Origin of the sequence: Corallococcus sp. AB011P (assembly GCF_003611605.1) — a bacterium.
Classification (GTDB): Bacteria; Myxococcota; Myxococcia; order Myxococcales; family Myxococcaceae; genus Corallococcus; species Corallococcus coralloides.
Map to the genome: position 1 here is coordinate 188,502 of NZ_RAVX01000009.1, position 21,509 is coordinate 210,010.

A 21,509-nucleotide genomic window follows, 5' to 3' on the forward strand; every position below is an offset into this window, starting at 1 on the left:
TCATTTCACCGTGAGCACGCGCGTGTCGGTGTTCTTCACGCCCTTCCAGTCCGTCACGGTAAGGCTCGCGCGGTAAGTGCCCTTCGCCGTGTAGCGGTGCGTCTGGAGCGCGGTGGGCCGTCCCCTCCCTGTCACCTGCGCGGAGCCGTCACCGAAGTCCAGGCCCCAGGCGTCGTTTCCCGTGCCCGTCGTGGACTGGAAGCCCGTGCTGCCGGAGAGGTCGAACGTCACCGTGAGCGGCGCCGTGCCCGTCGTGGTGGACGGCTGCAGCCAGGCCGCCGCCGTCGCGTGCGTGTAGCCGCTGGCACCCAATGCATGAAAGCCGTCCACGCTGGACGCCGAGGAGTCCACCCACCATGGGCAGGTGCCGGTGGTGTGGAAGTACGACGCGACCTTGATTTCCGGGTGGCGCTTGAACGTGTCCAGCGCGTCCCGGAACCACTGCCCCTTGCGCCCGGCCGTGCTCGCGTCCTCCACGGAGCCCCACTCCGGCAGCATCACCGGCTTGCCCTTCACATGGGCCCACGCGAGCACCGGCGCCACCGCCTCCTCCAGCGAGCGCCACGTGTCGCCCGCCGTGGGGTTGCAGCCATTCCAGTTGTAGGCATCCGCGCCCACCCAGTCCACGTAGGTGCTGCCCGGCCAGAACGCATCCGCCGCGCCCGATTGGAAGCTATAGGGGACGAGCGTCATCGAGTAGCTCACGTTCGTCACGCACTGCTGGCGGAACACCGTGACCAGTCGGCGGAACGCGGTCGCGAACTCAGCGGGCGAGCCGTGGGCCGTGCCCGCCATGTCCGGCTCGTGGTTGAAGATGAGGAACAGCGGTTTGCCCGTGCCCTTGAGCGCCAGCGCGTGCGCCTTGAGCTGCGCGTCCTGGGCGCCGCTCGCGATGCTCGCCCACGACACGCCACTGCCGTCCTGCCGCTTCGCCGTGATGGACAGAAGCGGGATGCGGCCGCGCTCCAGGTCCGCGAGCAGGAACTTGTTCGGCTGCGCCTCGTCCCACACCGCGTAGATGCGGTGGACGTCCATCTTCCGCTCCGCCACCTGCTCCAGCGCATCCAGCGCCGCCGCGTGGTCCTCCGTGCCGCGCTTGCCGGCGAACGCACCGAAGAGGACGCCCGACGCCGGCTCGAACGTGACCGCCGCTTCCGCCTCCGCCAGCCGGAAGTCCTCCGGAGACTCCGCCGGGCCGCAGCCGGTGAGGCCGAGCGCGAAGGCGAGCCCGCATCCAAGCCAAGAGGGCATCCACCGCGGGACGGAGAGACGGCGCATGAGGTAGCTCCGAGGGGAGGAGGAACTCCCAGGGTGTCAGCCTGTCCCAACGGCTGTCGACGGCCACCCACCGAAGGAAGTAGTCAGGAAGCGCGTTGGCCCCTCCTCCACGGAGGTACAGCGCTGACAAAGGCGCTCGAGCCCCATCAGCGCAGGAGCACCTCACCAGGGGAGCGCGAGTGGAGCGTCATGACCGACAGAGGCCGCGAAGGGCTGTCGCCGCTCATGAGGCCAAGGGGCACGGAGGATGCGGAAGGCGGCGGTCTTCCCAGCGCGATATCGCGCTCAAGCTGCGCCTCCACGTACGCCACGAGCCCTCCCCGGTTCCTCCCCATCCCTGTCCCAGCATCGCCATCCAACCATAGGGGTCTGACATAGGCCCATGAGCACCCGTCCGCGCCGGCTACCGGGAGGGCGCCCCCTCCGGCCCCGAGCGGTGAAAACCTGTCCGACTGTCGGACAGGTTCATGGCTTCGGGCCGCAAGCGACGCAAACCTGTCGGACAGTCGGACAAGTTCGTGGCCTCGGGCCGCAAGCGACGCAAACCTGTCGGACTGTCGGACAAGTTCGTGGCCTCGGGCCGCAAGCGACGCAAACCTGTCGGACTGTCGGACAAGTTCGTGGCCTCGGGCCGCATGGGGCGCAAACCTGTCGGACTGTCGGACAAGTTCGTGGCCCCGGGCCGCAAGCGACGCCAACCTGTCCGACTGTCGGACAAGCTCGTGGCCTCGGGCCTCATGGGGCGCAAACCTGTCCGACTGTCGGACAGGTTTCTGGCATGCGCGCCCGACGGGCGGCATCTGCCCGTGGTTCCGCCTTGCACTCGCGCAGACACAGACTCTCGGCCCACCACGGCCTCCGCACGTGGCTTCATCCTTGCTTCCGTGCAGGCACGACTTCGCGGCCCACGGCTCCCCTCGTCCGTGGTCCCCCTGGTGCCCGCTCCGGCACACCGTGGCGGCGTCGCTGCGCTCCGCGAAGCGCGCGTCCTGGCGGTGACCTTCGGATTGAAGGATGGATTGCCGATTATCTGGCGCTCCACTCAGCGCTGGCGCATCCGGACACGCAGGCACTCCGCGACGTCCTCCCGCAGCTCCTCCGGGAAGCCGGACAGGCCTGGCGTGTCGTTGCATTCCAGCAGCGTGTAGGCGCCGTCCTTCGCCTGGAGGAAGTCCAAGCCCAGCACGTCCGCGCCCAGATGCCGCATGGCCCGGCGCGTGTGATCCGCGAGCTCCGGCGGCGGGTCGATGACGTGGTACTTGCGCGTGTCGACGTTGGCCTTCCAGCCCGCGCTCGCCCGCGTCATCGCCCACATGCGCTCGCCTACCGCGAGGCAGCGGACGTCGCGCTCGTAGTCGATGAAGGGCTCGACGACCGCGTAGTCGTCCGCGGCGAAGAGGAGGTCCGCGATCTCCGGCCACGCGCCAGCGTCGCGCACCAGCGCCTTGCCCAGCCCCGCGTGGTGATTGCCGACCTTGACGACGAACGGCACGGGCCGCTCCAGCCGTCGCAGCATGTCGTCGCCGAGCGCGGCGTCGAACGGGATGACCGGCAGCCCCGCCTCACGCATCTCCGCTAGCATCGACAACCGGTCGTGACAGCGCGCCAGCACGGACGCCGGGTTGGAGCAGGGCACACCGCTCAGGCGGATGAGCTCCAGCGTCGCGCGGTGCCGGGGGTCCGGGCGGATGGCGCCCACCCGCCAGAGCACGCCGTCCAGCCGGGTCGCGGACTCACGGTTGATGCACCAGAGCTCGCCACCGCGCAGGACCCAGGAACACTCCTGAAGCCTGCGGAAGACGACCTCGTATTCCGGGAAGTAGCGCTGCCAGTACTGTTCACCGTTGATGACCACGAGGGTGGGCCGCATCCGGCCATCGTTCCATGTCTCGCCCCCTGCTGCGCGAGGACGCACCCGCCGTCCCTGTCCGGCCGGGACGGAAGCCTGACTCCCCGTGACGCGCCGGTTGACGCGCGCCCCCGGCGCCCCTCTTATCTGCCTCTCCCCTTGAGCAGGAGTTCCCGTTGGCAGGCGTCCCGGTCGAATTGACCCCGGAGGATTTCGAAGCAGTCACCCAGAAGCCCGGCATGTGCGTCGTGGACTTCTGGGCGCCGTGGTGTGAACCCTGCCATGCGTTCGCCCCGGTCTTCACCGAGGCCGCCGCGCGGTTCCCGGACATCACCTTCGCCCGGCTCGACGCGGAGGCCCACGAGGCCGTGGCCGAACCGCTGGGCATCGACGCCTACCCCACCATCGTCGCGTTCAAGGACGGCCTGGAGGTCCGCCGCGTCTCCGAGGCGCTGCCCGCCGAGGCGCTGGACCGGCTGCTGATCGCACTGCGAGCCGTGGACGTGACGGAGGAGGAGCGCCGCAAGACGAACCGCGAGCGGACCGAGGCGGGCGAGCTCCCCACCGGCGTCCCCGAGGGCGCCACCTGGGACGACGGCGACGAGGAGTGGTCCTTCGGCCCGAAGGACGCAAAAGGCCGGCCGCACGGCACGTGGCGCTACTGGCGCGCCGACGGCACCCTCTGCAACGAATGCATCATGGAGCAGGGCAGGCCGCACGGCCCCTTCAAGCGCTTCCACGAGGACGGCTCGGTGTCCCAGGAGGGTGCCTTCGCGCAGGGCCAGCTCCACGGCCCACGCACCTGGATTGCATCCGACGGCTTCACCTCCGAGCGCATGCACGAAGGCGGCGTGAGCGAGCGCGTGCGCAAGACGGTGATGCACTACGACCGCGGCACCGTGCGGCAGGTGGAGCACTTCAACGGCGACGGCCAGCGCGTGGTGCCCTCCACCGGCGAGCCCTACCCCACCCGTCCGGCCCACCTGCCCGAGGACGCGGAGCTGCGCGAGGACCTGAACCAGTGGGCCAAGGTGACGCTCAACGCGGACCGCGAGCGCCACGGCCTCACCCGCTTCTGGGACGCGCAGGGCCAGCTGCTCTGGGAGGCCGAGTTCGACAACGGACGGCGGCACGGGCGCTACTGGTCGCGCGCGGAGGACACCTACGCGGACTTCCGCGTCCACTTCGAGGAGGGCCGGGCGGAAGGCGACTTCGCGTGTGGCGAGTGGTCCCTGATGGACGCGCAGCGGGCGGTGGTGATCAAGCGCGACCTGGGCCAGGCCATGGATGAGCAGACGCTGGCGCGCTCGCCGGTGTTCTCCAACCTCCCCCGGAGCGCGGAAGGCTGGCGCGAGCTGGCGAAGGAGGCCCGCGCGGACCGGCGCTACCGCGAGGCCCTGCTGGCCACGGCGCGTGCGTGCGCCACGTCGCTGGACGTCCAGCCGTTGAAGCAAGGCCTGGAGGAGCTGACGCTGCCGCGCACGCAGGACTCGGCCCGTCAGGTCGCGCACAGCGTGGTGGAGGATGCGGGACAGTCGTGGGCCCCCATGGCGGACGCGCTCATGCGCGGCGGTGAGGCGGCCACGCTGCTGCGGGGCTACGCGGTGCTGTTGGACCAGACGGACCGGCCTCGTGCGGCGCTGGACTTCCTGCACGCGGCGATGCTGCTCGCGCCGGAGCGCAAGGCGTACCTGTTCACGCGCGGCCTCATCCTGTTGAACCTGGGTGTGGCGGATCAGGTGCAGAAGGACGCGGAGGGGCTCGCGGCAGTGGAGCCGGACACCGCCCGGTTCCTGGCCACGTACGCGCGGGCGTTGTTCCCCCGCTTCGACTTCTGGGCGGGACAGGAGCCTCCGAGCTGCACCTACGACGGCCTGCCGGAGAAGCCCGAGCAGTCCCTGGAGGCCATCCAGCAGCTGGTGCGCAAGTACGCCACGCGGCTCCAGGCGATTCGCGGCGCGCTGCTCCAGCGGTACAAGCCCGGCGCGGCGGTGTCCTGGCTGCCGCCGGACCTGTCGGGCCTGCTGGGTGATGGGCCCGTGGAGCTGAAGCAGGAAGAGATGGAGTTGGACGAGGACGAGCAGGTGGAGATCGACGAGACGCTCGACCTGGAGATGGGGTTCGCGGACCTGACGCTGATGCTGCGCGGGGACTGGAGCGCGCTGTCGTGGCTGCTGTGGTCGTGCGGCGAGACGACGTTCAAGATGCCCACTCGCATCGCGCCGCCGGCGGGTTACGGACAGGCGGCCGGACAGGCCGCGCAGCGACTGTGGCAGAGCCGGGACCGCAAGTTCCGGGGCAATGCCAGCACGACGAAGCCCGGCCAGGGCTTCCTGTTCGAGGGCGTGGCGCTGGGCGACCTGCACCCGAACCTGGTGTCCATCGCGGAGCGGCAGTACGCGGAGACGCAAGCGATGTTCTATTGGCTCAATGACCCGGATCACGTCTCTCCGTGGCAGAGCAATCTGAGGGGCAGCTAGGCATGAATCGGATTCGTGAAACCATCGAGGTCGCGGAGCCCCTGTGGCGGGCGCTGGAGCAGATGAGCCACGACCTGGGCGTGGACCGGAATGCCCTGGTGGCCCAGGCGCTGTTCCTGCTCGCGAGACAGAACGGGTACGTATCGCCTACGCCCGTGGCGCTCGGGGTAATGGGCGCGGGTGAGCCCGTGCGGGCTCCGGCGGTTCGTGCCCCGGAGCCCGTGGTGCGTCCGGCGGCGGTCGCTGTCCCCGCAGCGGCCGTCGTCCCCACGCCCGCCGCTGTCCCCGCGCCTGCCGCTGTCCCCGCGCCTGCCGCTGTCCCCGCGCCTGCCGCTGTCCCCGCGAAGGAGCCCGTGGCTGCCACTCCGGCCGCGGCGGTGTCCGAACCCGCGAAGGCACAGTCCTCCGTGGACGAAGCCGCTCACGCGCGGGCACGCATGCAGGAGGTGCTCGCGGCGGTGGATGCGGTCGCGCAGCCCCGCGACGTGCCGGTGGCATCCGACGACGAGGAGGAGGCGGACGAGGAGGAAGAATCCGACTCCGACGAGGACTCGGACGACGAGGAGTCCGACGACGAAGCGGCTGACGAATCCTCGGACGAAGAGGAGTCCGACGACGAAGCGGCTGACGAATCCTCGGACGAAGAGGAGTCCGACGACGAATCCTCGGACGAAGAGGAGTCCGACGACGAATCTTCGGACGACGAGAAGTCCGCGGAAGAGGACTCGGACGACGACGATTCCGACGCCGCCGAAGCGGCGGAGGAGGATTCGGACGACGAGGATGCCTCCGAGGCGGCGGCCGCCACGGACCAGGGCTCGGACGACGAGGACGGGTCGCAGTCCTCCGAGGAGGACGACGCAGCCGCGGCCGACATCGCAGCGGCGATCGGCTCCGAGGAACTCCCCGGCGCCAACGAGGCCGACGACTCCGAGCCCGAAGAGGCCAGGACGGGAGAGGAGGCCACGGGCACCGAGGAAGACGACGCGGCCGGTGAGCCTGCTGCGCAGGCCGCCTCCTCCAGCGAGGACGACGAGGAGTCCGCCGAGGACGAAGAGCAGGACTCGGGCTCCAACGAACCCGAGGAACAGGACATGCCCTTCGTGGCGCCTCCGGCCGCGAAGGCCCCCGCCGCCCGCAGGCAGGGCCGTGTACTCCGGCCCTCCGCGCCCGAGGACGACGCGCCCCCGGACTCCAACCGGGCCCGCAAGCCCGCCCCCGCCGCCCGGGCCCCCGCGCGCATGGACCTGTTCGTGCGGCTGAGCCCGGACGGTCCCGCCACGCGCGTGGACGTGGAGCGCTTCACGCTGGGACGCGGCCCGCAGTGCAGCCTCGTCGTGAAGTCCGGCAGGGTCTCCCGCGAGCACGCCGCCGTCGTGCGCGATGGCGCGGACTACGTCATCGAGGACCTGGGCTCATCCAACGGGACCTGGATCAACCACCAGCGCATCAAGCGCCAGAAGATCGCGGACGGGGACACCTTCAACCTGGGGACCGAAGCCGTGTACTTCTCCCTCCAGCCTGCTGAAGACTGACGCGCTCAGGCCTTCCGCGGGGGATCGCGGATGCCCAGGGCGGAGGTGACTCCGCCCAGCACCAGCAGTACGGCGGAGACGAGCATCGCCCGGTGGAAGCCCGCGACGTCCAGTCGCGGGCCCACGATGAGCCCCGCGAACGCGATGGCGATGAGCCCCGCGACCCGGGCGATGGCGTTGTTGATGGCCGAGCCGATGCCCGCCTGCGCCTTGTGCACGGACCCGAGCACCGCCGCCGTCAACGGCGCCACCGTCGTCGTCAGCCCCAGCCCGAACACCAGCACGCCCGGCAGCATCTGCGTCCAGAAGTCCAGCGGCATGCCAACGCGAAGCATGAGCAGGAACCCGGCGCCCGCGACACACGGCCCCACCGCCATGAACAGGCGCGGCCCGAACTTGCCCGCGAGCCCACCGAACGTCGACGACAGCAGCAACATGATGATCGTCGTCGGCAACAGCGACAGCCCCGCCAGCGTCGCGCGAAAGCCTCCCACCTGCTGGAGGAACAGCGTGATGAGGAACTCGCTCAACGCCAGCGCCCCATAGATGAACGTCGTGGCCAGGTTGCCCACCCAGAAGTTCCGCGCCCGGAAGAGGCCCAGGGGCATCATCGGGTGCGGCGACCGCCGCTCCTGCCAGAGGAACGCGATGAACGCCGGCACGCCCACGCCCAGCGACACCAGCACCGTGGGATGCGTCCAGCCCACCGTCCCCTGTTCAATCAGCGCGTAGACCGGACCGCCCAATCCCAGACACGCGAGCACTGCGCCCAGCACGTCGATGCGCGCGCCCTCCGGGCGGGTGGGCTCCTCCATGCGTGCGAGCAGCGCCAGCGTCAACCCGATGGGCAGCACGTTGATGGCGAAGATCCAACGCCAGCCCACCGTGTCCACCAGCAGCCCGCCGACCAACGGTCCCGCGATGAACGCCCCACCCGTCCAGCCGGTCCACGCGCCAATGGCCCTCGCCTGCTCGGGGCCGGAGAAGAAGGACAGGATGAGCGCCAGCGAGCCCGGCACCAGGAGCGCGCCCGTGGCCCCCTGCAGCGCACGCGCGAGGATGAGCACCGGGCCCGTCGGAGCCACCGCGCACAGGAGCGACGTGGCCCCGAAGCCCAACAGCCCCAGCCGCAGGATGCGCTTGCGCCCGAACACATCCGACAGCGAGCCCGCGGCCAGCATCAGCGAGCCCAGCGTGATGAGGTAGGCATCCACCACCCACTGCTGGAGGCTGAGCCCACCGCCCAGGTCCCGCACCATCGCGGGCAGCGCGACGTTGATGATCGCCCCGTCCAGGAACGTGACGAGCGAGGCGAGCACGGCGATTCCCAGGACCAGCCGCTGTGGAGGCGTCAAGGCACCCGCCGACTCCCCAAGGTGTGCCCCCGCGCGCCCGGGGAGGTCGGGACGCTCCAGGCCTTGTAGCGAGCCTCCTGCCGCGCTGTCTGCCCCGGACGCCGTGGACTTCCAGGTCATCAACACTGCGCAGCCGACCCATCCAGCGGCCTGCCTCCGTATGAAGTGCAGGAGGCCAACGTCATGGCACAGCCGCTGTACACCGGACAGGTCCGCACCGTGGGGGAGAGCATGGCCCGCAGCACCACGGAGGCGCAGGCGTTCAAGATCTTCATGGACGAGCCCGTGGAGTTGGGAGGCCAGAACGGCGCGCCCAGCCCGCTCGACTTCATCCTCGCGGCGCATGCGGGCTGCTTGAACTACATGACCTTCTTCATCGCCCGCGAGCTGGGCATCCCCGTCACCGGCACCGAAATCACCGTGAAGGGCTCCCTGGACCCCTCGAAGTTCGCCGGCACCAACCGGGACGTGCGCGCTGGATACCAGTCCCTCACCGCCACCATCCACGTGAAGGGCGACGTCACCCAGGAGCAGCTGGCCCGGTTGCTGCGCGAGGTGGAGACGCGCTGCCCCGTCAGCGACAACCTGGCCCACGCCACCCCCATCCACCTCTCCATGCAGCCCGCCGCATAGGTCCGCCTTCCCACGCTCCATCCCCACCGCGGGCCCGGTGCCAACAACAGGCGCCGGGCCCGTCGTGCGTTCCCACCCCAGGTCGCCTTGACTTATGAATTACGCATATAATATTACGAACGAAATCAAAGGAGCCGCACATGACCGCCAGCTACATCATCGACGCCGTCCGGACCCCGCGTGGGCGCGGGAAGATGGGCAAGGGGGCCCTGACGGGACTGCATCCGCAGGAGCTGCTCGCCCAGGCGCTCAACGCGCTCCAGCGGCGCGGCGGCTGGGATGCGCGGGAGGTGGGCGACGTCATCGCGGGGTGCGTGTCGCAGGTGAATGAGCAGGGCGCGAACATCGCTCGCAACGCGGTGCTCGCGGCGGGGTGGCCGCAGGACGTGTCCGCCGTGTCGCTCAACCGCTTCTGCGGCTCCGGGCTCCAGGCGGTGAACTTCGGCGCCATGGGGGTCGCCTCCGGCGCCATGGACTTCGTGGTGACGGGCGGCGTGGAGAGCATGTCGCACCTGTCGCTGGGCGCGGACGGCGGCGGCCAGGATGGCGGCAACGTGCGGCTGCGCGAGCGCGTCTACCAGGTGCCCCAGGGCATCAGCGCGGACCTCATCGCGACGCTGGAGGGCATCACCCGCGAGGACGTGGACGCGTGGGCCCTGCGCTCGCAGCGCCAGGCGGCCCGCGCCATCGAGGAGGACCGCTTCGCCAAGGCCCTCTTCGCGGTGAAGGACCCGGCCACCGGCGCCGTGCTGCTGGAGCGCGACGAGTACCCTCGCCCGGACACCACCGCGCAGGGCCTGGCCGCGCTCAAGCCCGCGTTCGTCGCCATGGGTGAGACTGCCGTGGGCCCGAACGGCGAGACGCTGGACGGCATCGCCCTGGCCGCGTACCCGCAGGCGAAGCGCATCCAGCACGTGCACACCGCGGGCAACTCCAGCGGCATCGTGGACGGGGCCGCCGTGGTGGCGCTGGCGTCCGAGCGCTACGCGAAGGAGAAAGGGCTCAAGCCCCGCGCCCGCATCCGCGCCATGGCGACGCTGGGCACCGAGCCGCTCATCATGCTCACCGCCCCCGCGCCCGTGAGCGAGAAGGCCCTGCGCATGGCCGGCATGAAGGCCGGGGACATTGACCTGTGGGAGATCAACGAGGCCTTCGCGGGCGTGGTCCTCCAGACGACGCGCGCGCTGGGCATCGACCCGGACCGGGTGAACGTCAATGGCGGCTCCATCGCGCTGGGCCACCCGCTGGGCGCCACCGGCGCGATGCTCCTGGGCACCGCCCTGGATGAACTGGAGCGCACGGGCAAGCAGACGGCGCTCATCACCATGTGCATCGGCGGCGGCCAGGGCATCGCCACCATCATCGAGCGCGTGTAGCGCTCAACGCTCCCTGTAGGCGCGCACCATCGCGTTGAGGCGCTCGCGCACGTCCGCGATGCGCCCGGGCTCCTGGGCCTCCAGCGCCAGTCGGAAGGCGGTGATGACGGCCGAGAGCTCCTCGCGCGGCGTGCCGGTGAGCTGGACGAACAGCGCATCCGCCCGCGCGAGCGCCGTGGTGTTGGGGAGCGCGTCGCGCGGGTGCAGCTTGAGCGCGGCCATCCGCTGCCGCGCCTCTTCAATCTGCGCCGGCGTGAGGCGGCCGGGGCGCTGCTCGATGACGAAGGCCTCCTTGCGTCCGGTGGCCACCACCGTCACCTCCACCTCCAGGATGCCGTTGAGGTCGTAGGTGAAGCGCACGTCCACGGCCTGCTCGCTCGCGGGCGCGGGCGGCAGTCCCTTGAAGCGGTACTCGCCCAGCTTGACGTTGTCTTCACAGCGGGCGTGTTCGCCCTGGTAGACCTCCAGGTTGATCTCCCGCTGGAAGTCGCTGCTGGTGTAGTAGCGCTCCACGCGGCTGGTGGGGATGACGGTGCCGCGCTCCAGGATGGGGCTGAAGACGCCGGTGATGTGTTGCCGGCCCGCCTGCGCCATGGCGGCGACACCCAGCGAGAAGGGGGCCACGTCGGTGACGATCAGGTCCTCCACCGCGCGGTCTCCACCCTTCATCGCGGCCTGCACCGACGCGCCCAGGGCCACGGCTTCATCCGGCGGCAGCTTGCGCAGGGGCAGCCGGCCGAACAGCTCCGCGCTCATCGCCGCCACGCACGACATGCGGGTGGAGCCGCCCACCAGCAGCACCTCATCCACGTCCTTTGCCTGGAGCGATGCGTCCCGCAGCGCCTGCCGGATGGGGCCTCGCACACGCTCCAGCACGGGGGCCCACGCGCGCTCCGCGTCGTCCCGGGTGAGCTCCAGGTCCAGCGTCAGCCGGCGGCCGGTCTCCAGCGGCAGCTCCGGCAGCACCACGCGCGTGCGCTCGGAGGTGGACAGCCGGCGCTTGGCGGCCTCGCAGGCGTCGCGCAGGCGGGACCACGCGGCGGCGTGCTCCTCCAGGTCCACGCCCTGCTTCTCGCGGAACAGGTGCGCCACGTGGCGCGCCAGCGCGGTGTCGAAGTCCTCGCCTCCCAGCCGCGCGTCTCCGGCGGAGGACTGGATTTCGATGACGCCTTCGATGATCTCCAGCACCGTCACGTCGAACGTGCCGCCGCCCAGGTCGAGCACCGCCACGCGCATCTCGCGGTCGCGCTCGTGGAGGCCGTAGGCCAGCGCCGCGGCGGTGGGCTCGTTGATGATGCGCTCGACCTTCAGGCCCGCGATGGCGCCCGCGTCGCGGGTGGCCTGCCGCTGGAGGTCCCCGAAGTAGGCGGGCACGGTCACCACCGCCTCCTCGATGGCCATGCCCAGCGCGGCCTCCGCGTCCCGCTTCAGCGAGCCGAGCACCAGCGCGGACAGCTCCTGCGGTGAGAAGCTCCGCCCGCCGATGATGCGCGGGCGGTCCGTGCCCATGTCGCGCTTGAAGGCCACCGCGCCAGAGGCCGGGTCCAGCACGGCCTGCGCCTTCGCCGCCGCGCCCACCAGCACCTCGCCCGCGGCGTTGAGGCTCACCGCGCTGGGCGTGAGGATTTCGCCCAGCGCGTTGGGCAGCACGGTGGGGCAGCCATCGCGCAGCACCGCCACCAGCGAGTACGTCGTCCCCAGGTCGATGCCCAGGATGGGTTTGTGGCCCGGACCACCGCTCATCGGTTCACTCCTGACAGAGGTTCACCAGCGCCTGCTCGAAGGCCGCGAAGGCCTCGTCCATCTGGCGCTGGCGGTCCCGCAGCGTCGGGTCGTCTTTCGCGCCGGAGACGATGAGCTGAGTTCCCAGCTGAATTCTCAACGCGATGTGCTCGGCGTAGAGCTTCTGGCAGTTGCGCGCGGTTCCCAGCACCACCAGCGACTGGAGGTGGTTGCAACTCCTGTAGCGCTCAGGGCCGGAGAAGCGCGCACAGAGCACGTCCGCCTGCCGCTGGGCGGCTTCTATCCGCGCGTCCCCAGGCACGCGTCCGCCGCCGTCAGGACCGGAGCGGGTGTTGTGGACGACCAGGACCGCCACGAGCAGCGTCACGACGCCCAGCACGCGCAACGCCATCATGAAGTCACGGGAGGGCCTCGCCAGCAGGGGATCTATCGGAACTCGCGAGGCGGCAGCAGCCGACGGAGCAGCGTGCTCCCCCTTCGGCCTGGCGGAGCCCGGCCCCTTGCCGTGCACGGTTCCTGCTCCGTGCCGCGCCTCCGCGGCCCTGGTCGCGGGGCCGGAAGCCTTCGCACGACGAGGGACACGCCGCTGCGTCTTCGGTTCGGGCGGTGCTGGGCAATCCAGCAGTTGGTACAGGCCAGGTGCATGCTGGCGCAGCAGGTGGACCGCGTTGGAGGCCTCCTCGGGCCGCGCCTTCGCCAGGGCATTGAACGAGGACCGCGCGTACCCCACGTTCCCGTCGCGCACGACCTCCCGAAGGATCCTGCGCAGCGTGCCGCTGAAGGAATCCGGCAACGCCTTCAACTCCGCCACCAGCGGCGGGTCCTGATGAGCGGGCGGCTGACTCCATGCCGCGACCTTGGGCACGGGCGCGGGCGCGGGCGCGGGCGCGGGCCTGGGAGCCTTTGCACGACGGGGGACCTGCCGCTGCGTCTTCGGTTCGGGCGGCGCGGGGCAATCCATCATCTGGTACAGGCGAGGCGCATGCTCGCGCAGCAGGTGGACCGCGTTGGCGGCCTCCTCGGGCCGCACCTTCGCCAGGGCCTTGAACGATGACTCCGCGAACGACTTGTGCCCGTCGAGCACGACCTCCGCAAGCACCCTGCGCATCGTGCCACTGAAGGAATCCGGCAGCGCCCCCAACTCCTCCACCAGCGGCCAGATCCGGACCACGTCCTGGGACGCGAAGGCTTCCCGCAGGCGCTCGACGTCCATGCAGGTCACGTAGCGCCGCGCCAGCGCCCGCGCCGGACCGGGTTGGACATGCTGATGCAACCGCAACACGAAGTGCATGAACCAGTCGGCCGGCGGAGGCGGACTCTCGGGGTTCTTCCCCATCCGTTCGGAGGCGGCCAGCCCCACCTTCGACGCGAGCACTGCCTTCTTGTACCGGAGCAACTGGCCCGCCAACCTCCACAGGAAGCGGTGCGACACCGCCTGCGCCAGCAGCGGGAGCTCCGCGTCCTCCAGAAAGGTGGGGAAGCACTCCGCCAGTTCCACGAGGAACTCGGTGTGCCCTTGCCGGTACGCGTCGCGGTACGCGGCCATGGCCTCTGGGATGCGGTTCGCCTCGAGCAGCGCATCCACCAGCCATCGCCGAGGCTCGGCGGCATCCGGCCGGGCCTCCACCGCGCGCCGGGCCGCATCCACCGGGGTGAGCGCCCGGAGCTCAGCGAGGAAGCTCTCCAGCTCATCCAGAGGAGGCTCCGCCGAGGGCGCATTGTCCGCGGCGGCCTCCAGTGGGGCCGCCTGGGTGCGTGGACCCTCGCGGCCCTCACGGTGCGCGAGCACCGTCTCATACGCTTCACGCAGGCGGGCGAAGCCCTCCGGGTCCATCTCCGGCTTGCGCGTCTTCAACTTGCGCAGGTACGCGCGGCGGACGACGTCGCCACCGGGGTCGGCTTCCACGTCCAACTCCCGGAGCGCTTCCTGGAAATCCATGCGGGCGCCGACGATATCCCAAAGCCCGCGAGCGCCTCTCGCGCCCCCGGGATGGACGGGGAAGAAGGTCGTTCCTGCAAGCATCAGGGCGTCACGGCGGGCACAGCCTCCCCAGGGAGCGTTCGAAGTCCTCCTGGTAGCTCTTCATGCGCTCCAGCTCCGCCGCCACCTTTGAATCCCCGCCAGGATTCCGGGCCGCGGCCCACGCGGCGAGCTGCACCTTCACGGTGGCCCACTCGGGGTGCACGCGGGGACACTGCTTCGCGATGGCCTGGTCGACCATCCGATGCAACTGGAAGCACCGGAACGACTGTTGTTCCCCCGGTAAATGCAGACAGAACTCCTCCGCCGCGATCCTCGCCTCGGTCACGACCGTACGTTCCCGGGTGCTGGAGGACGAGGCGCGAAAAAGGAGGAGGTATGACAGCAGGACCGTGGCCAGCACGCTGAACACGAGCTGCAACCAACCTTTCACGGTCCCGAGGGCAATCTCCCCGGACCCGCTGGAGTCCGGCTCGTGCACGGGCCGCGTGGGCAGCCCCAGAAGCGAGCTCAGGTCCGGGGCCTGCCTGCTGACGACGTCAGCCGCTCCCCGGGTCTTCTCGGGCGCCTGCGCCAGCAGTTGCCGGTAGGCCGCTCGCACGGAATCCAGGTCATCGCCGAGCGCCGCGTTGGCGAGGAGGATTCGCAGGTCCGGGCTGAAATCGCGGGGCAGCGCGTTGAGCTGTTCCGCCCTCCGCCAGAGTGATGCGGTCTCTGGATGACCGATGCCCTCCGCGATGACCTTCACCCGGAGCCACGCCGCGTAGTGCCGGGTGACCTCCACGGCGAGGTCGGATCGGGACTGAGCGTGCAGTCTGAGCACCGTCTGCGCGAACCAGATGGTCGGGGGTGGAGCCCCTGCGAGCCTCTCCCCCGTGCGTCCGAGCGCATCCAGCAGGCAACGCGCGGCATGCGCCGGGGCCCCTCCCTGGAGCAGCTGCTCCACCAACTCCCAGAGATAGTGGACGGGTGCCACGCGCCCCAGGACGTGGATGTCCTCGTCCACCAACTCCTGGGCAAAGTCCTGCACGAGTTCCGCCAGGAAGACGAGGTGGCCTTTCCGATACGCGGCGCGATAGGCGGCGACAGCCTCCGGGAGTCTCTTCCCGGCAAGCAGGGCGCTGGTCAACCAATGCCAGGGTTCCTCCTCATCCGGCAGGGCATCCACCGCGCGGCGAGCCACCTCCACGGGCGCATCCGGTGGAGCGTCCGCGGGCAGCCCCCGGAACTCCGCACGGAAGCGCTCCAGCACGTCCTGGGGCTCGGCGTCAGTTTCGCTCGCGCCGGACGACTCGGCGGTCCGCACCGGAGATGCGAGTGGCTCCGCGCGGGTGCGCGGCGCCGCACGCCCCTCGCGGATGGCCAGCACGGCCTCGTAGGCCTCGCGCAGGCGGGCGAAGCCCTCCGGGTCCGACTCCGGCTTGCGCGTCTTCAGCTTGCGCAGGTACGCGCGGCGGACCGTCTCATCCCCGGGGTCCGCGTCCACGCCCAACTCGCGGAGCGCCTCGTCAAAGTCCATGTGGGCCCGCACGATAGCGTGCGAGGAACCTGATGGCACCCGAGCCCCCAGGCCCACAACCCCGGAGGCCGTCAGGCCATGCAATGCCTTACGGCAGGTACCGCCACTGCGCCGTCACAGCCGGCTGGAAGCAGTGCACGTGGGCCTTGGTGGCGCTGGGAATCTCCTGCACGACGCCAGCCCCGTAGCCCTGCGTGCGGCACCACTGGCTCACCTCCAGGCGCGAGCCCGGGGCGGTGTAGTCGCCCAGGTTGGACACCGGCCCCAGCACGGACTTCTCCACGTCCGTCCGGAGCCCGGAGTTGAAGCAGCCCACCCACGGCCGGGACGTGACCTCGAACACCTGCCCCGTCGTCCAGCCCTGGCTGTTGCAGAAGCGGTGCGCCGCCGCGGTGCAGTGGGTGCTCGTCACGCCGCGCTCGTCGGTGCAGCCCGCGTGGATGCGCGCCAGCTCCTCGAACGTCACGGCCACGCTTTCGTGCTGGATGGGCGCGCACGCCACCGTCAGGTCCGTGGCAGTGGACGCCACCGGCACGCCCGCCAGCGAGATGGGCGGACGGTTGCTGACGAGCTGCATGATGGTGTCCCAGGTGTTGGACGTGTTCGCCAGCGCGTCGCCCGCGCCCCGCTGCGCGCAGGCCCGGTGCATCGCGGACAGGCACGCCGCCGAGTTCAGCGCGCTGGTGCCGTTGCACGCGGGCGCCTGGGCGCTCATCACGAACTGGCCCGCGGAGGGCGTGTGCTGGATGGCCTCCTCGCGGCAGTTGGCACCGTGCGCGGTCATGCAGATGCTCCGGTTGGAGCGCGCATGCGTGAAGATGCGCACCTCGTCGATGGCGCCCCGGAACGACCCTTCGCCGTTCGCCGGGCAGCGCTGCGTGTCCAGGTTCGAACCCGCGCCGATGTAGAGCGTCCCCGTGCCCAGCCGGGCCGTCCCCGGCGCGACGGGCAGCGCGCGGTTCGTGGGCACGCCGTTGAGGTACTCCTGGAAGACGCCGGTGGTGCCGTCCCACGTATAGGCCAGGTGGCTCCACTGCCCCACCGGCAGCACCGGGCCGCCGCCCAGCCGCACGCGCTGACCGTTGACGACCAGGGAGAACTGCACCTGGTTGCTGGCCTCGTAGATGATGTCCAGCCCGCCGGACTTGTGCATCAGGTAGCGGTAGGGATTGCCAGTGGTGCACCCCTGCTGGATGTCCGCGTCCGGTCGCACCGCGAACTCCACCGACAGGCCACGGACGAACGCGCCCACGCCGGGCACCGTGTTCGACGGATCCGCCAGGTTCACCGCGAGCGCGCTCCCACCGGACACCACCAGCGCCTTGCCCTTGCCGTGCGGCTGCCACAGCGAGTCCGGCGACGAGCGCGTCAGCGCGTTGCCCGGTGAGATGGAGGCGCCTCCCACCAGCGTACCCGTGAAGAAGCGGCCGGACAGGTCCGGCGTGCGCGTCAGGTCATACGCGCCCGCGCGCGTGACCAACTCGTTCATGGGCAGGAAGAGCAGGAGGAAGGGGTCCATCAACTCGCCCAGGTCCACTTCGTTGTAGTCGGCGGTGTTGCTGCCGAAGAGGGCCAGCACGTCGTGTGTCTTGGTCACGGGCAGGTAGTGCGCGGCGTTGCTCTGCCCGGGTGGGAAGCTCTGAGAGGGCAGGCGCTCCTGCTCGAAGTTCCACATGGGCCCCGAATAGAAGAGGTGCGCGATGTCCATGCGGTCCGTGTTGATGGCCCCATCGATGTGGTACGCGGTCCAGTTCGTGTCCGCGCCCACCAGGCTCACCGCCTCGCGCCGCGCGCCGTCCGTGTACGTGACGGCGATGTAGACGAGGTTGCGGCCCTCGTGGTCCACCCACGCGTAGGCGCCGCGCACGAGCGCGCCGGAAGTGGTGTCGCCGAAGTCCTCGCCCGTGGCCGCCTTCAGCCGCTTCCACGCCAGCGGGTAGCGCTTCACGCCCGCGTTCGTGTCGTTGAACATCATCGACAGCGGACGCGGGTTGCTCCAGCCCGTGGCCGCGCACGGCGTGGGGTTGTACGCGTACATCATGTGGTCTATGCCGCCGGTGTTCGCGGGCGCGCCCTGCCAGATGAGCAGCCGGCCGTCGGACGTCATCGTGGGCTCGATGCCGCGAATCGTGGCGCCGGTGACGGTGCGCAGCGTCTCCAGCGGGCCGGTGGTGAACGACGCAATGTCCGCTGCCGTGGTGAAGGGCTGGGACACACGGATGTCCGTGGTGCGCCGCCGGAAGACGTTGTCCCCGTTGAACATCATCGAGTCGAAGATGTACGGCTGGTACACCGCGACGCCGCTCGACAGCGCGTAGGGCTGGGCGGGGTTGGTGAAGCAGAACGCCAGCGCGTTCTCCCCGTTGCGCACGGTCACCGTCTTCCCAGCGGAGAAGGTCCCCGCGAACGACGGTTTACCAGCCGTGTCGTACGTCACCGCCTCCGGCCGGAACACGCGGGCAATCCACGTGGTCGTCGTGGTCGCGTGGTCCTCGCCGATGTTGCCCACGAAGATGCGTCCGTCCACCGTGGACGAGTGCCCGTTCGACCCGAACGGCGTCCCGATGCGCGTGTTCACCAGCGACGGCCGGCCTTCCGCGAGCACAGCACCGGGCAGGCCCGCGAGCGCCGCGCCCAAAGTCAAACTAAGTAACTTTTTCATGGAAATAAGGTTAAGCCATTTTACCCTCCCTGGTCTAAGTGGGGCGGGTCCCGGCTTCCTGTCGGAGCTGGACGCACCTTCGAGGAAGACGATGGCGACGAGAGCCGGGAAGACGCTGTGGGCGCTGGCGGCGGTGCTGGGGCTGACTGCTTGTGGTGGGGGTTCCGCTCCCGCGCAGGACACGCTGCTGACGACGCCGGTGGTGGCGGAGCGGGAGCAGTCCGCCACGGCCGCGCCGCTGGGTCAGACGGTGTGGCTGAAGGCGTGCGCGACGCAAAAGTTCGTGTCCGCGGACCGGAACCTGGGAGCCACCGCGCCGCTCGTCGCCAACCGTGACAGCGCGCAGGGGTGGGAGCAGTTCCAGGTGGGTGACGCGGGCAATGACTTCATCTCGCTGCGCGTGGTGGAGACGGGCCTGTACGTGTCCGCGGATCCGAACGCGGGCGGTCAGGTGACGGGCTTCCGCACGGCGGTGGGCGACTGGGAGCGCTTCACCTGGGTGCCCTTCGCCGACGGCTCCGTGGGCCTGCGTGCCAAGAGCACCGGCCAGTACGTGTCCGCGGACGCGAACCAGGGCGCCAGCGCGCCGCTGTACGCCAACCGCGCCACGGCCGGCTGCTGGGAGTCGTTCTCCTTTGGCGTCGTGGGCGGCGGCGAGGACCGCTGGGTGCAGATCTGGAGCGACGAGTTCGACGGCAACAGCGTCAACACGGCCAACTGGACGCCCAACACGACGGTGCACGTGAACAGCGAGCAGCAGCAGTACACGAACTCCGGCGACAACATCTCCGTGAGCAACGGCACGCTGAAGCTCACCGCGCGCCTGCAGTGGAACAACGGCTACCCGTTCACCTCCGGCCGGCTGGAGAGCGCGGGCAAGCGCGAGTTCAGCCACGGCCGCGTCGAGGCGCGCATCAAGATGCCGGTGGGCGCGGGCCTGTGGCCGGCGTTCTGGATGCTGGGCAATGACATCAACTCCGTGGGCTGGCCCGCGTGCGGCGAGCTCGACATCATGGAGAACGTCGGCTACGGCGACTGGGTGTCCGGGGCGCTGCACGGCCCGGGCTACTCCGGCAACACGCCCATCAACGGCCGCTTCTACCCGTCGTCCAGCGTGAGCAACTGGCACGTGTACCGCACGGAGTACTCGTCCTCGGACATCAAGTGGTTCATCGACGGGGCGCTGGTGAAGACCACGACTCGAGCGGAGGTGCTGCGCTACGGCGCGTGGGCCTACGACAAGCCGCTGTTCATCATCCTCAACCTCGCGGTGGGTGGCGGCTATCCCTTCGGCGTGAATGGCGCATCGACGCCGTACTACGGCGTGCCGCAGTCCACGGTGGACCTGGTGCGCAACGCGCCGCAGACCATGGAAGTGGACTGGGTGCGCGCCTACCAGTGGCGCTAGGCTGAAGGGCATGACGCTTCCGCCCCTCCTCCTGCTGGCTGACAGCGCTCCGCTGTTCTGGCGCGTGGAGGGGCGCCCCCTCCTGGACTACGTGCGCGTGCTCACCGGGGCGGAGCTGCGCGTGCCGCCGGTGAAGGCCGCGTACCTGGGCGCGTCCAACGGCGACGTGCCGGAGTTCTACGACATCTTCGTCGCGGCCATGGAGGGCATCGGAATTCAGCGCTGCCGGAGCATCCCGGCCGCGCCGTCCGGCGAGGACCTGGCGTGGCTGAAGGACGCCGACGTCATCCTGCTCGCGGGCGGCGATCCGCGCGTGGGCTGGGATGCGTTCCAGGCCCACGGCGTGGACGGGATTCTGCGTGAACGGCATCAGGCCGGCGCCGTGCTGATGGGTGTGTCCGCCGGAGCCATGCACCTGGGCCTGGGCGCATGGTGTGAAGACCTGCCCGGAGACGGCGAGCCCTTCCCGGTGCTGGGCCTGGCGCCCTACCTCATCGGCGTGCACGAGCCGCCTGACTGGCCCGGCCTCAAGCTCGCCGTCCAGCGCATGGGGCTGCCCACTCGGGGGCTGGGCATTCCGCAGGGGGGCGGCGTGCTCCTGCACGCGGACGGCAGCGTGGAGCCCGTGCGGCAGACCGTGGTGGACGTGACGGTGGACGTGGAGGGGCGGCTGCACGAATCGCTGCTCATGCCTCCGGCCACGCCGTACCGGGGCGAGTCCCCCGAAGCGCCGGTGGACCGGCGGACACTCCAGTAGAGATGGCTCCCTTTCGAGGAACGACGATGGCGACGAGCACGGGCAGGACTGTGACGGCGTGGGCGCTGGTGGCGGGGCTGACGGCGTGCGCGGGGGCACCGAAGCGCGCGGAGGCGGTGGCGCCCACGGAGGGCGGCTGGGCCCAGGTATGGAGTGACGAGTTCAACGGCACGGAGGTGGACGCGAGCAACTGGCGCATCCAGACCGACGTACACGTGAACAACGAGCAGCAGCAGTACACGACGTCGCCGGACAACGTGTCGGTGAGCGGCGGCACGTTGAAGCTCACGGCGCGGATGCAGACGGCCAACGGGTATCCGTTCACGTCCGGCCGGGTGGAGAGCGCGGGCAAGCGCGAGTTCAAGCACGGCCGCGTCGAGGCGCGCATCAAGCTGCCGGTGGGCGTGGGGCTGTGGCCCGCGTTCTGGATGCTGGGCAGCGACATCCACACGGCGGGGTGGCCGGCGTGCGGGGAGCTCGACATCATGGAGAACGTTGGCTACGGCGACTGGGTGTCCGTCGCGTTGCATGGGCCGGGCTACAGCGGCAACACGCCCATCAACGGCCGCTTCTTTCCGCGCACGCCGGTGAGCGACTGGCACGAGTACGGCGTGGAGACTTCGCCGGAGGCCATCCACTGGTACATCGACGGGGAGCGCGTGAAGACGTCCACGCGTGAGGAGGTGGAACGCCACGGCGCGTGGGCCTACGACAAGCCCCTCTTCATCATCTTCAACTTCGCGGTGGGCGGCGGCTATCCGGAGGGCGTCAACAAGGCGAAGGAGCCGTACTTCGGCGTGCCGCAGGCCACCGCGGACCTGCTGCGCCAGGGGCCGCGGACCATGGAAGTGGACTGGGTGCGCGTCTCCGAAAAGCGCTGAGGCCTCCCTCCAACGGGGGATGGTTCGCACCGCGACCGGGTTCGTAGGGTGT

The 21,509-nt window shown here is 70.2% G+C and carries 14 protein-coding genes; 7 read left to right on the plus strand and 7 right to left on the minus strand.

From position 1 onward, the window contains the following. Positions 1-1,278 (minus strand): PKD domain-containing protein, encoded by a 1,278-nt coding sequence (locus tag D7X30_RS23410; protein ID WP_147443285.1) that lies wholly within the window; start codon positions 1,276-1,278, stop codon positions 1-3. Between the two features lie 1,042 nt (positions 1,279-2,320). Further along, complete coding sequence (locus tag D7X30_RS23420) at positions 2,321-3,148, minus strand: RimK family alpha-L-glutamate ligase (RefSeq protein WP_120565160.1); 828 nt, start codon at positions 3,146-3,148, stop codon at positions 2,321-2,323. A gap of 155 nt (positions 3,149-3,303) precedes the next feature. Between D7X30_RS23420 and D7X30_RS23425 the strand changes: the two genes are divergently transcribed. Then, positions 3,304-5,607: a thioredoxin family protein gene (locus D7X30_RS23425; RefSeq protein WP_120565161.1), complete on the plus strand. Its 2,304-nt coding sequence runs from the start codon at positions 3,304-3,306 to the stop codon at positions 5,605-5,607. Between the two features lie 2 nt (positions 5,608-5,609). Further along, positions 5,610-7,142: an FHA domain-containing protein gene (locus D7X30_RS23430; RefSeq protein ID WP_120565162.1), complete on the plus strand. Its 1,533-nt coding sequence runs from the start codon at positions 5,610-5,612 to the stop codon at positions 7,140-7,142. Between the two features lie 5 nt (positions 7,143-7,147). Here the strand turns inward: D7X30_RS23430 and D7X30_RS23435 are convergent, their stop codons facing one another. Beyond that, complete coding sequence (locus D7X30_RS23435; protein ID WP_233591734.1) at positions 7,148-8,497, minus strand: MFS transporter; 1,350 nt, start codon at positions 8,495-8,497, stop codon at positions 7,148-7,150. A gap of 183 nt (positions 8,498-8,680) precedes the next feature. Here D7X30_RS23435 and D7X30_RS23440 point away from each other — a divergent pair, with 183 nt between their 5' ends. Together D7X30_RS23440 and D7X30_RS23445 are read left to right on the plus strand one after the other, a co-directional pair. After that, positions 8,681-9,130: an OsmC family protein gene (locus tag D7X30_RS23440; protein WP_233591735.1), complete on the plus strand. Its 450-nt coding sequence runs from the start codon at positions 8,681-8,683 to the stop codon at positions 9,128-9,130. A 140-nt stretch (positions 9,131-9,270) separates the two neighbouring features. After that, on the plus strand, positions 9,271-10,506 hold the full coding sequence (locus D7X30_RS23445; RefSeq protein WP_120565164.1) for an acetyl-CoA C-acetyltransferase: 1,236 nt from the start codon (positions 9,271-9,273) through the stop codon (positions 10,504-10,506). Between the two features lie 3 nt (positions 10,507-10,509). On the opposite strand, the gene D7X30_RS23450 is transcribed toward D7X30_RS23445, so the two are convergent. From D7X30_RS23450 to D7X30_RS23465, 4 genes are all read right to left on the minus strand, one after another. Then, positions 10,510-12,249, minus strand: coding sequence for an Hsp70 family protein (locus D7X30_RS23450; protein WP_120565165.1), 1,740 nt, complete (start codon positions 12,247-12,249; stop codon positions 10,510-10,512). A 4-nt stretch (positions 12,250-12,253) separates the two neighbouring features. Further along, positions 12,254-14,188: a hypothetical protein gene (locus D7X30_RS23455; RefSeq protein ID WP_120565166.1), complete on the minus strand. Its 1,935-nt coding sequence runs from the start codon at positions 14,186-14,188 to the stop codon at positions 12,254-12,256. Positions 14,189-14,279: 91 nt separating this feature from the next. Next, on the minus strand, positions 14,280-15,749 hold the full coding sequence (locus D7X30_RS23460) for a hypothetical protein (protein WP_120565167.1): 1,470 nt from the start codon (positions 15,747-15,749) through the stop codon (positions 14,280-14,282). Positions 15,750-15,837: 88 nt separating this feature from the next. Next, a complete protein-coding gene (locus D7X30_RS23465; RefSeq protein ID WP_233591736.1) occupies positions 15,838-18,393 on the minus strand; it encodes a LamG domain-containing protein in 2,556 nt (851 codons plus the stop codon). 109 nt (positions 18,394-18,502) lie between these two features. Here D7X30_RS23465 and D7X30_RS23470 point away from each other — a divergent pair, with 109 nt between their 5' ends. The 3 genes from D7X30_RS23470 to D7X30_RS23480 are packed head-to-tail and all read left to right on the plus strand — an operon-like array spanning position 18,503 to position 21,457. Continuing rightward, complete coding sequence (locus D7X30_RS23470) at positions 18,503-19,819, plus strand: family 16 glycosylhydrolase (protein ID WP_120565169.1); 1,317 nt, start codon at positions 18,503-18,505, stop codon at positions 19,817-19,819. 10 nt (positions 19,820-19,829) lie between these two features. Beyond that, complete coding sequence (locus D7X30_RS23475; RefSeq protein ID WP_158619341.1) at positions 19,830-20,576, plus strand: Type 1 glutamine amidotransferase-like domain-containing protein; 747 nt, start codon at positions 19,830-19,832, stop codon at positions 20,574-20,576. A 26-nt stretch (positions 20,577-20,602) separates the two neighbouring features. Beyond that, entirely contained in the window at positions 20,603-21,457 is an 855-nt protein-coding gene (locus D7X30_RS23480; protein WP_120565171.1) for a family 16 glycosylhydrolase, read from the plus strand. Positions 21,458-21,509 lie beyond the last annotated feature (52 nt).

Bases quoted from the DNA above. Each gene is read 5' to 3' on its own strand.
- D7X30_RS23410 (WP_147443285.1), bottom strand. From the start codon at position 1,278: ATGCGCCGTCTCTCCGTCCCGCGGTGGATGCCCTCTTGGCTTGGATGC.
- D7X30_RS23420 (WP_120565160.1), bottom strand. From the start codon at position 3,148: ATGCGGCCCACCCTCGTGGTCATCAACGGTGAACAGTACTGGCAGCGC.
- D7X30_RS23430 (WP_120565162.1), top strand. From the start codon at position 5,610: ATGAATCGGATTCGTGAAACCATCGAGGTCGCGGAGCCCCTGTGGCGG.
- D7X30_RS23440 (WP_233591735.1), top strand. From the start codon at position 8,681: ATGGCACAGCCGCTGTACACCGGACAGGTCCGCACCGTGGGGGAGAGC.
- D7X30_RS23445 (WP_120565164.1), top strand. From the start codon at position 9,271: ATGACCGCCAGCTACATCATCGACGCCGTCCGGACCCCGCGTGGGCGC.
- D7X30_RS23450 (WP_120565165.1), bottom strand. From the start codon at position 12,249: ATGAGCGGTGGTCCGGGCCACAAACCCATCCTGGGCATCGACCTGGGG.
- D7X30_RS23455 (WP_120565166.1), bottom strand. From the start codon at position 14,188: ATGGATTTCCAGGAAGCGCTCCGGGAGTTGGACGTGGAAGCCGACCCC.
- D7X30_RS23460 (WP_120565167.1), bottom strand. From the start codon at position 15,749: ATGGACTTTGACGAGGCGCTCCGCGAGTTGGGCGTGGACGCGGACCCC.
- D7X30_RS23470 (WP_120565169.1), top strand. From the start codon at position 18,503: ATGGCGACGAGAGCCGGGAAGACGCTGTGGGCGCTGGCGGCGGTGCTG.
- D7X30_RS23475 (WP_158619341.1), top strand. From the start codon at position 19,830: ATGACGCTTCCGCCCCTCCTCCTGCTGGCTGACAGCGCTCCGCTGTTC.
- D7X30_RS23480 (WP_120565171.1), top strand. From the start codon at position 20,603: ATGGCGACGAGCACGGGCAGGACTGTGACGGCGTGGGCGCTGGTGGCG.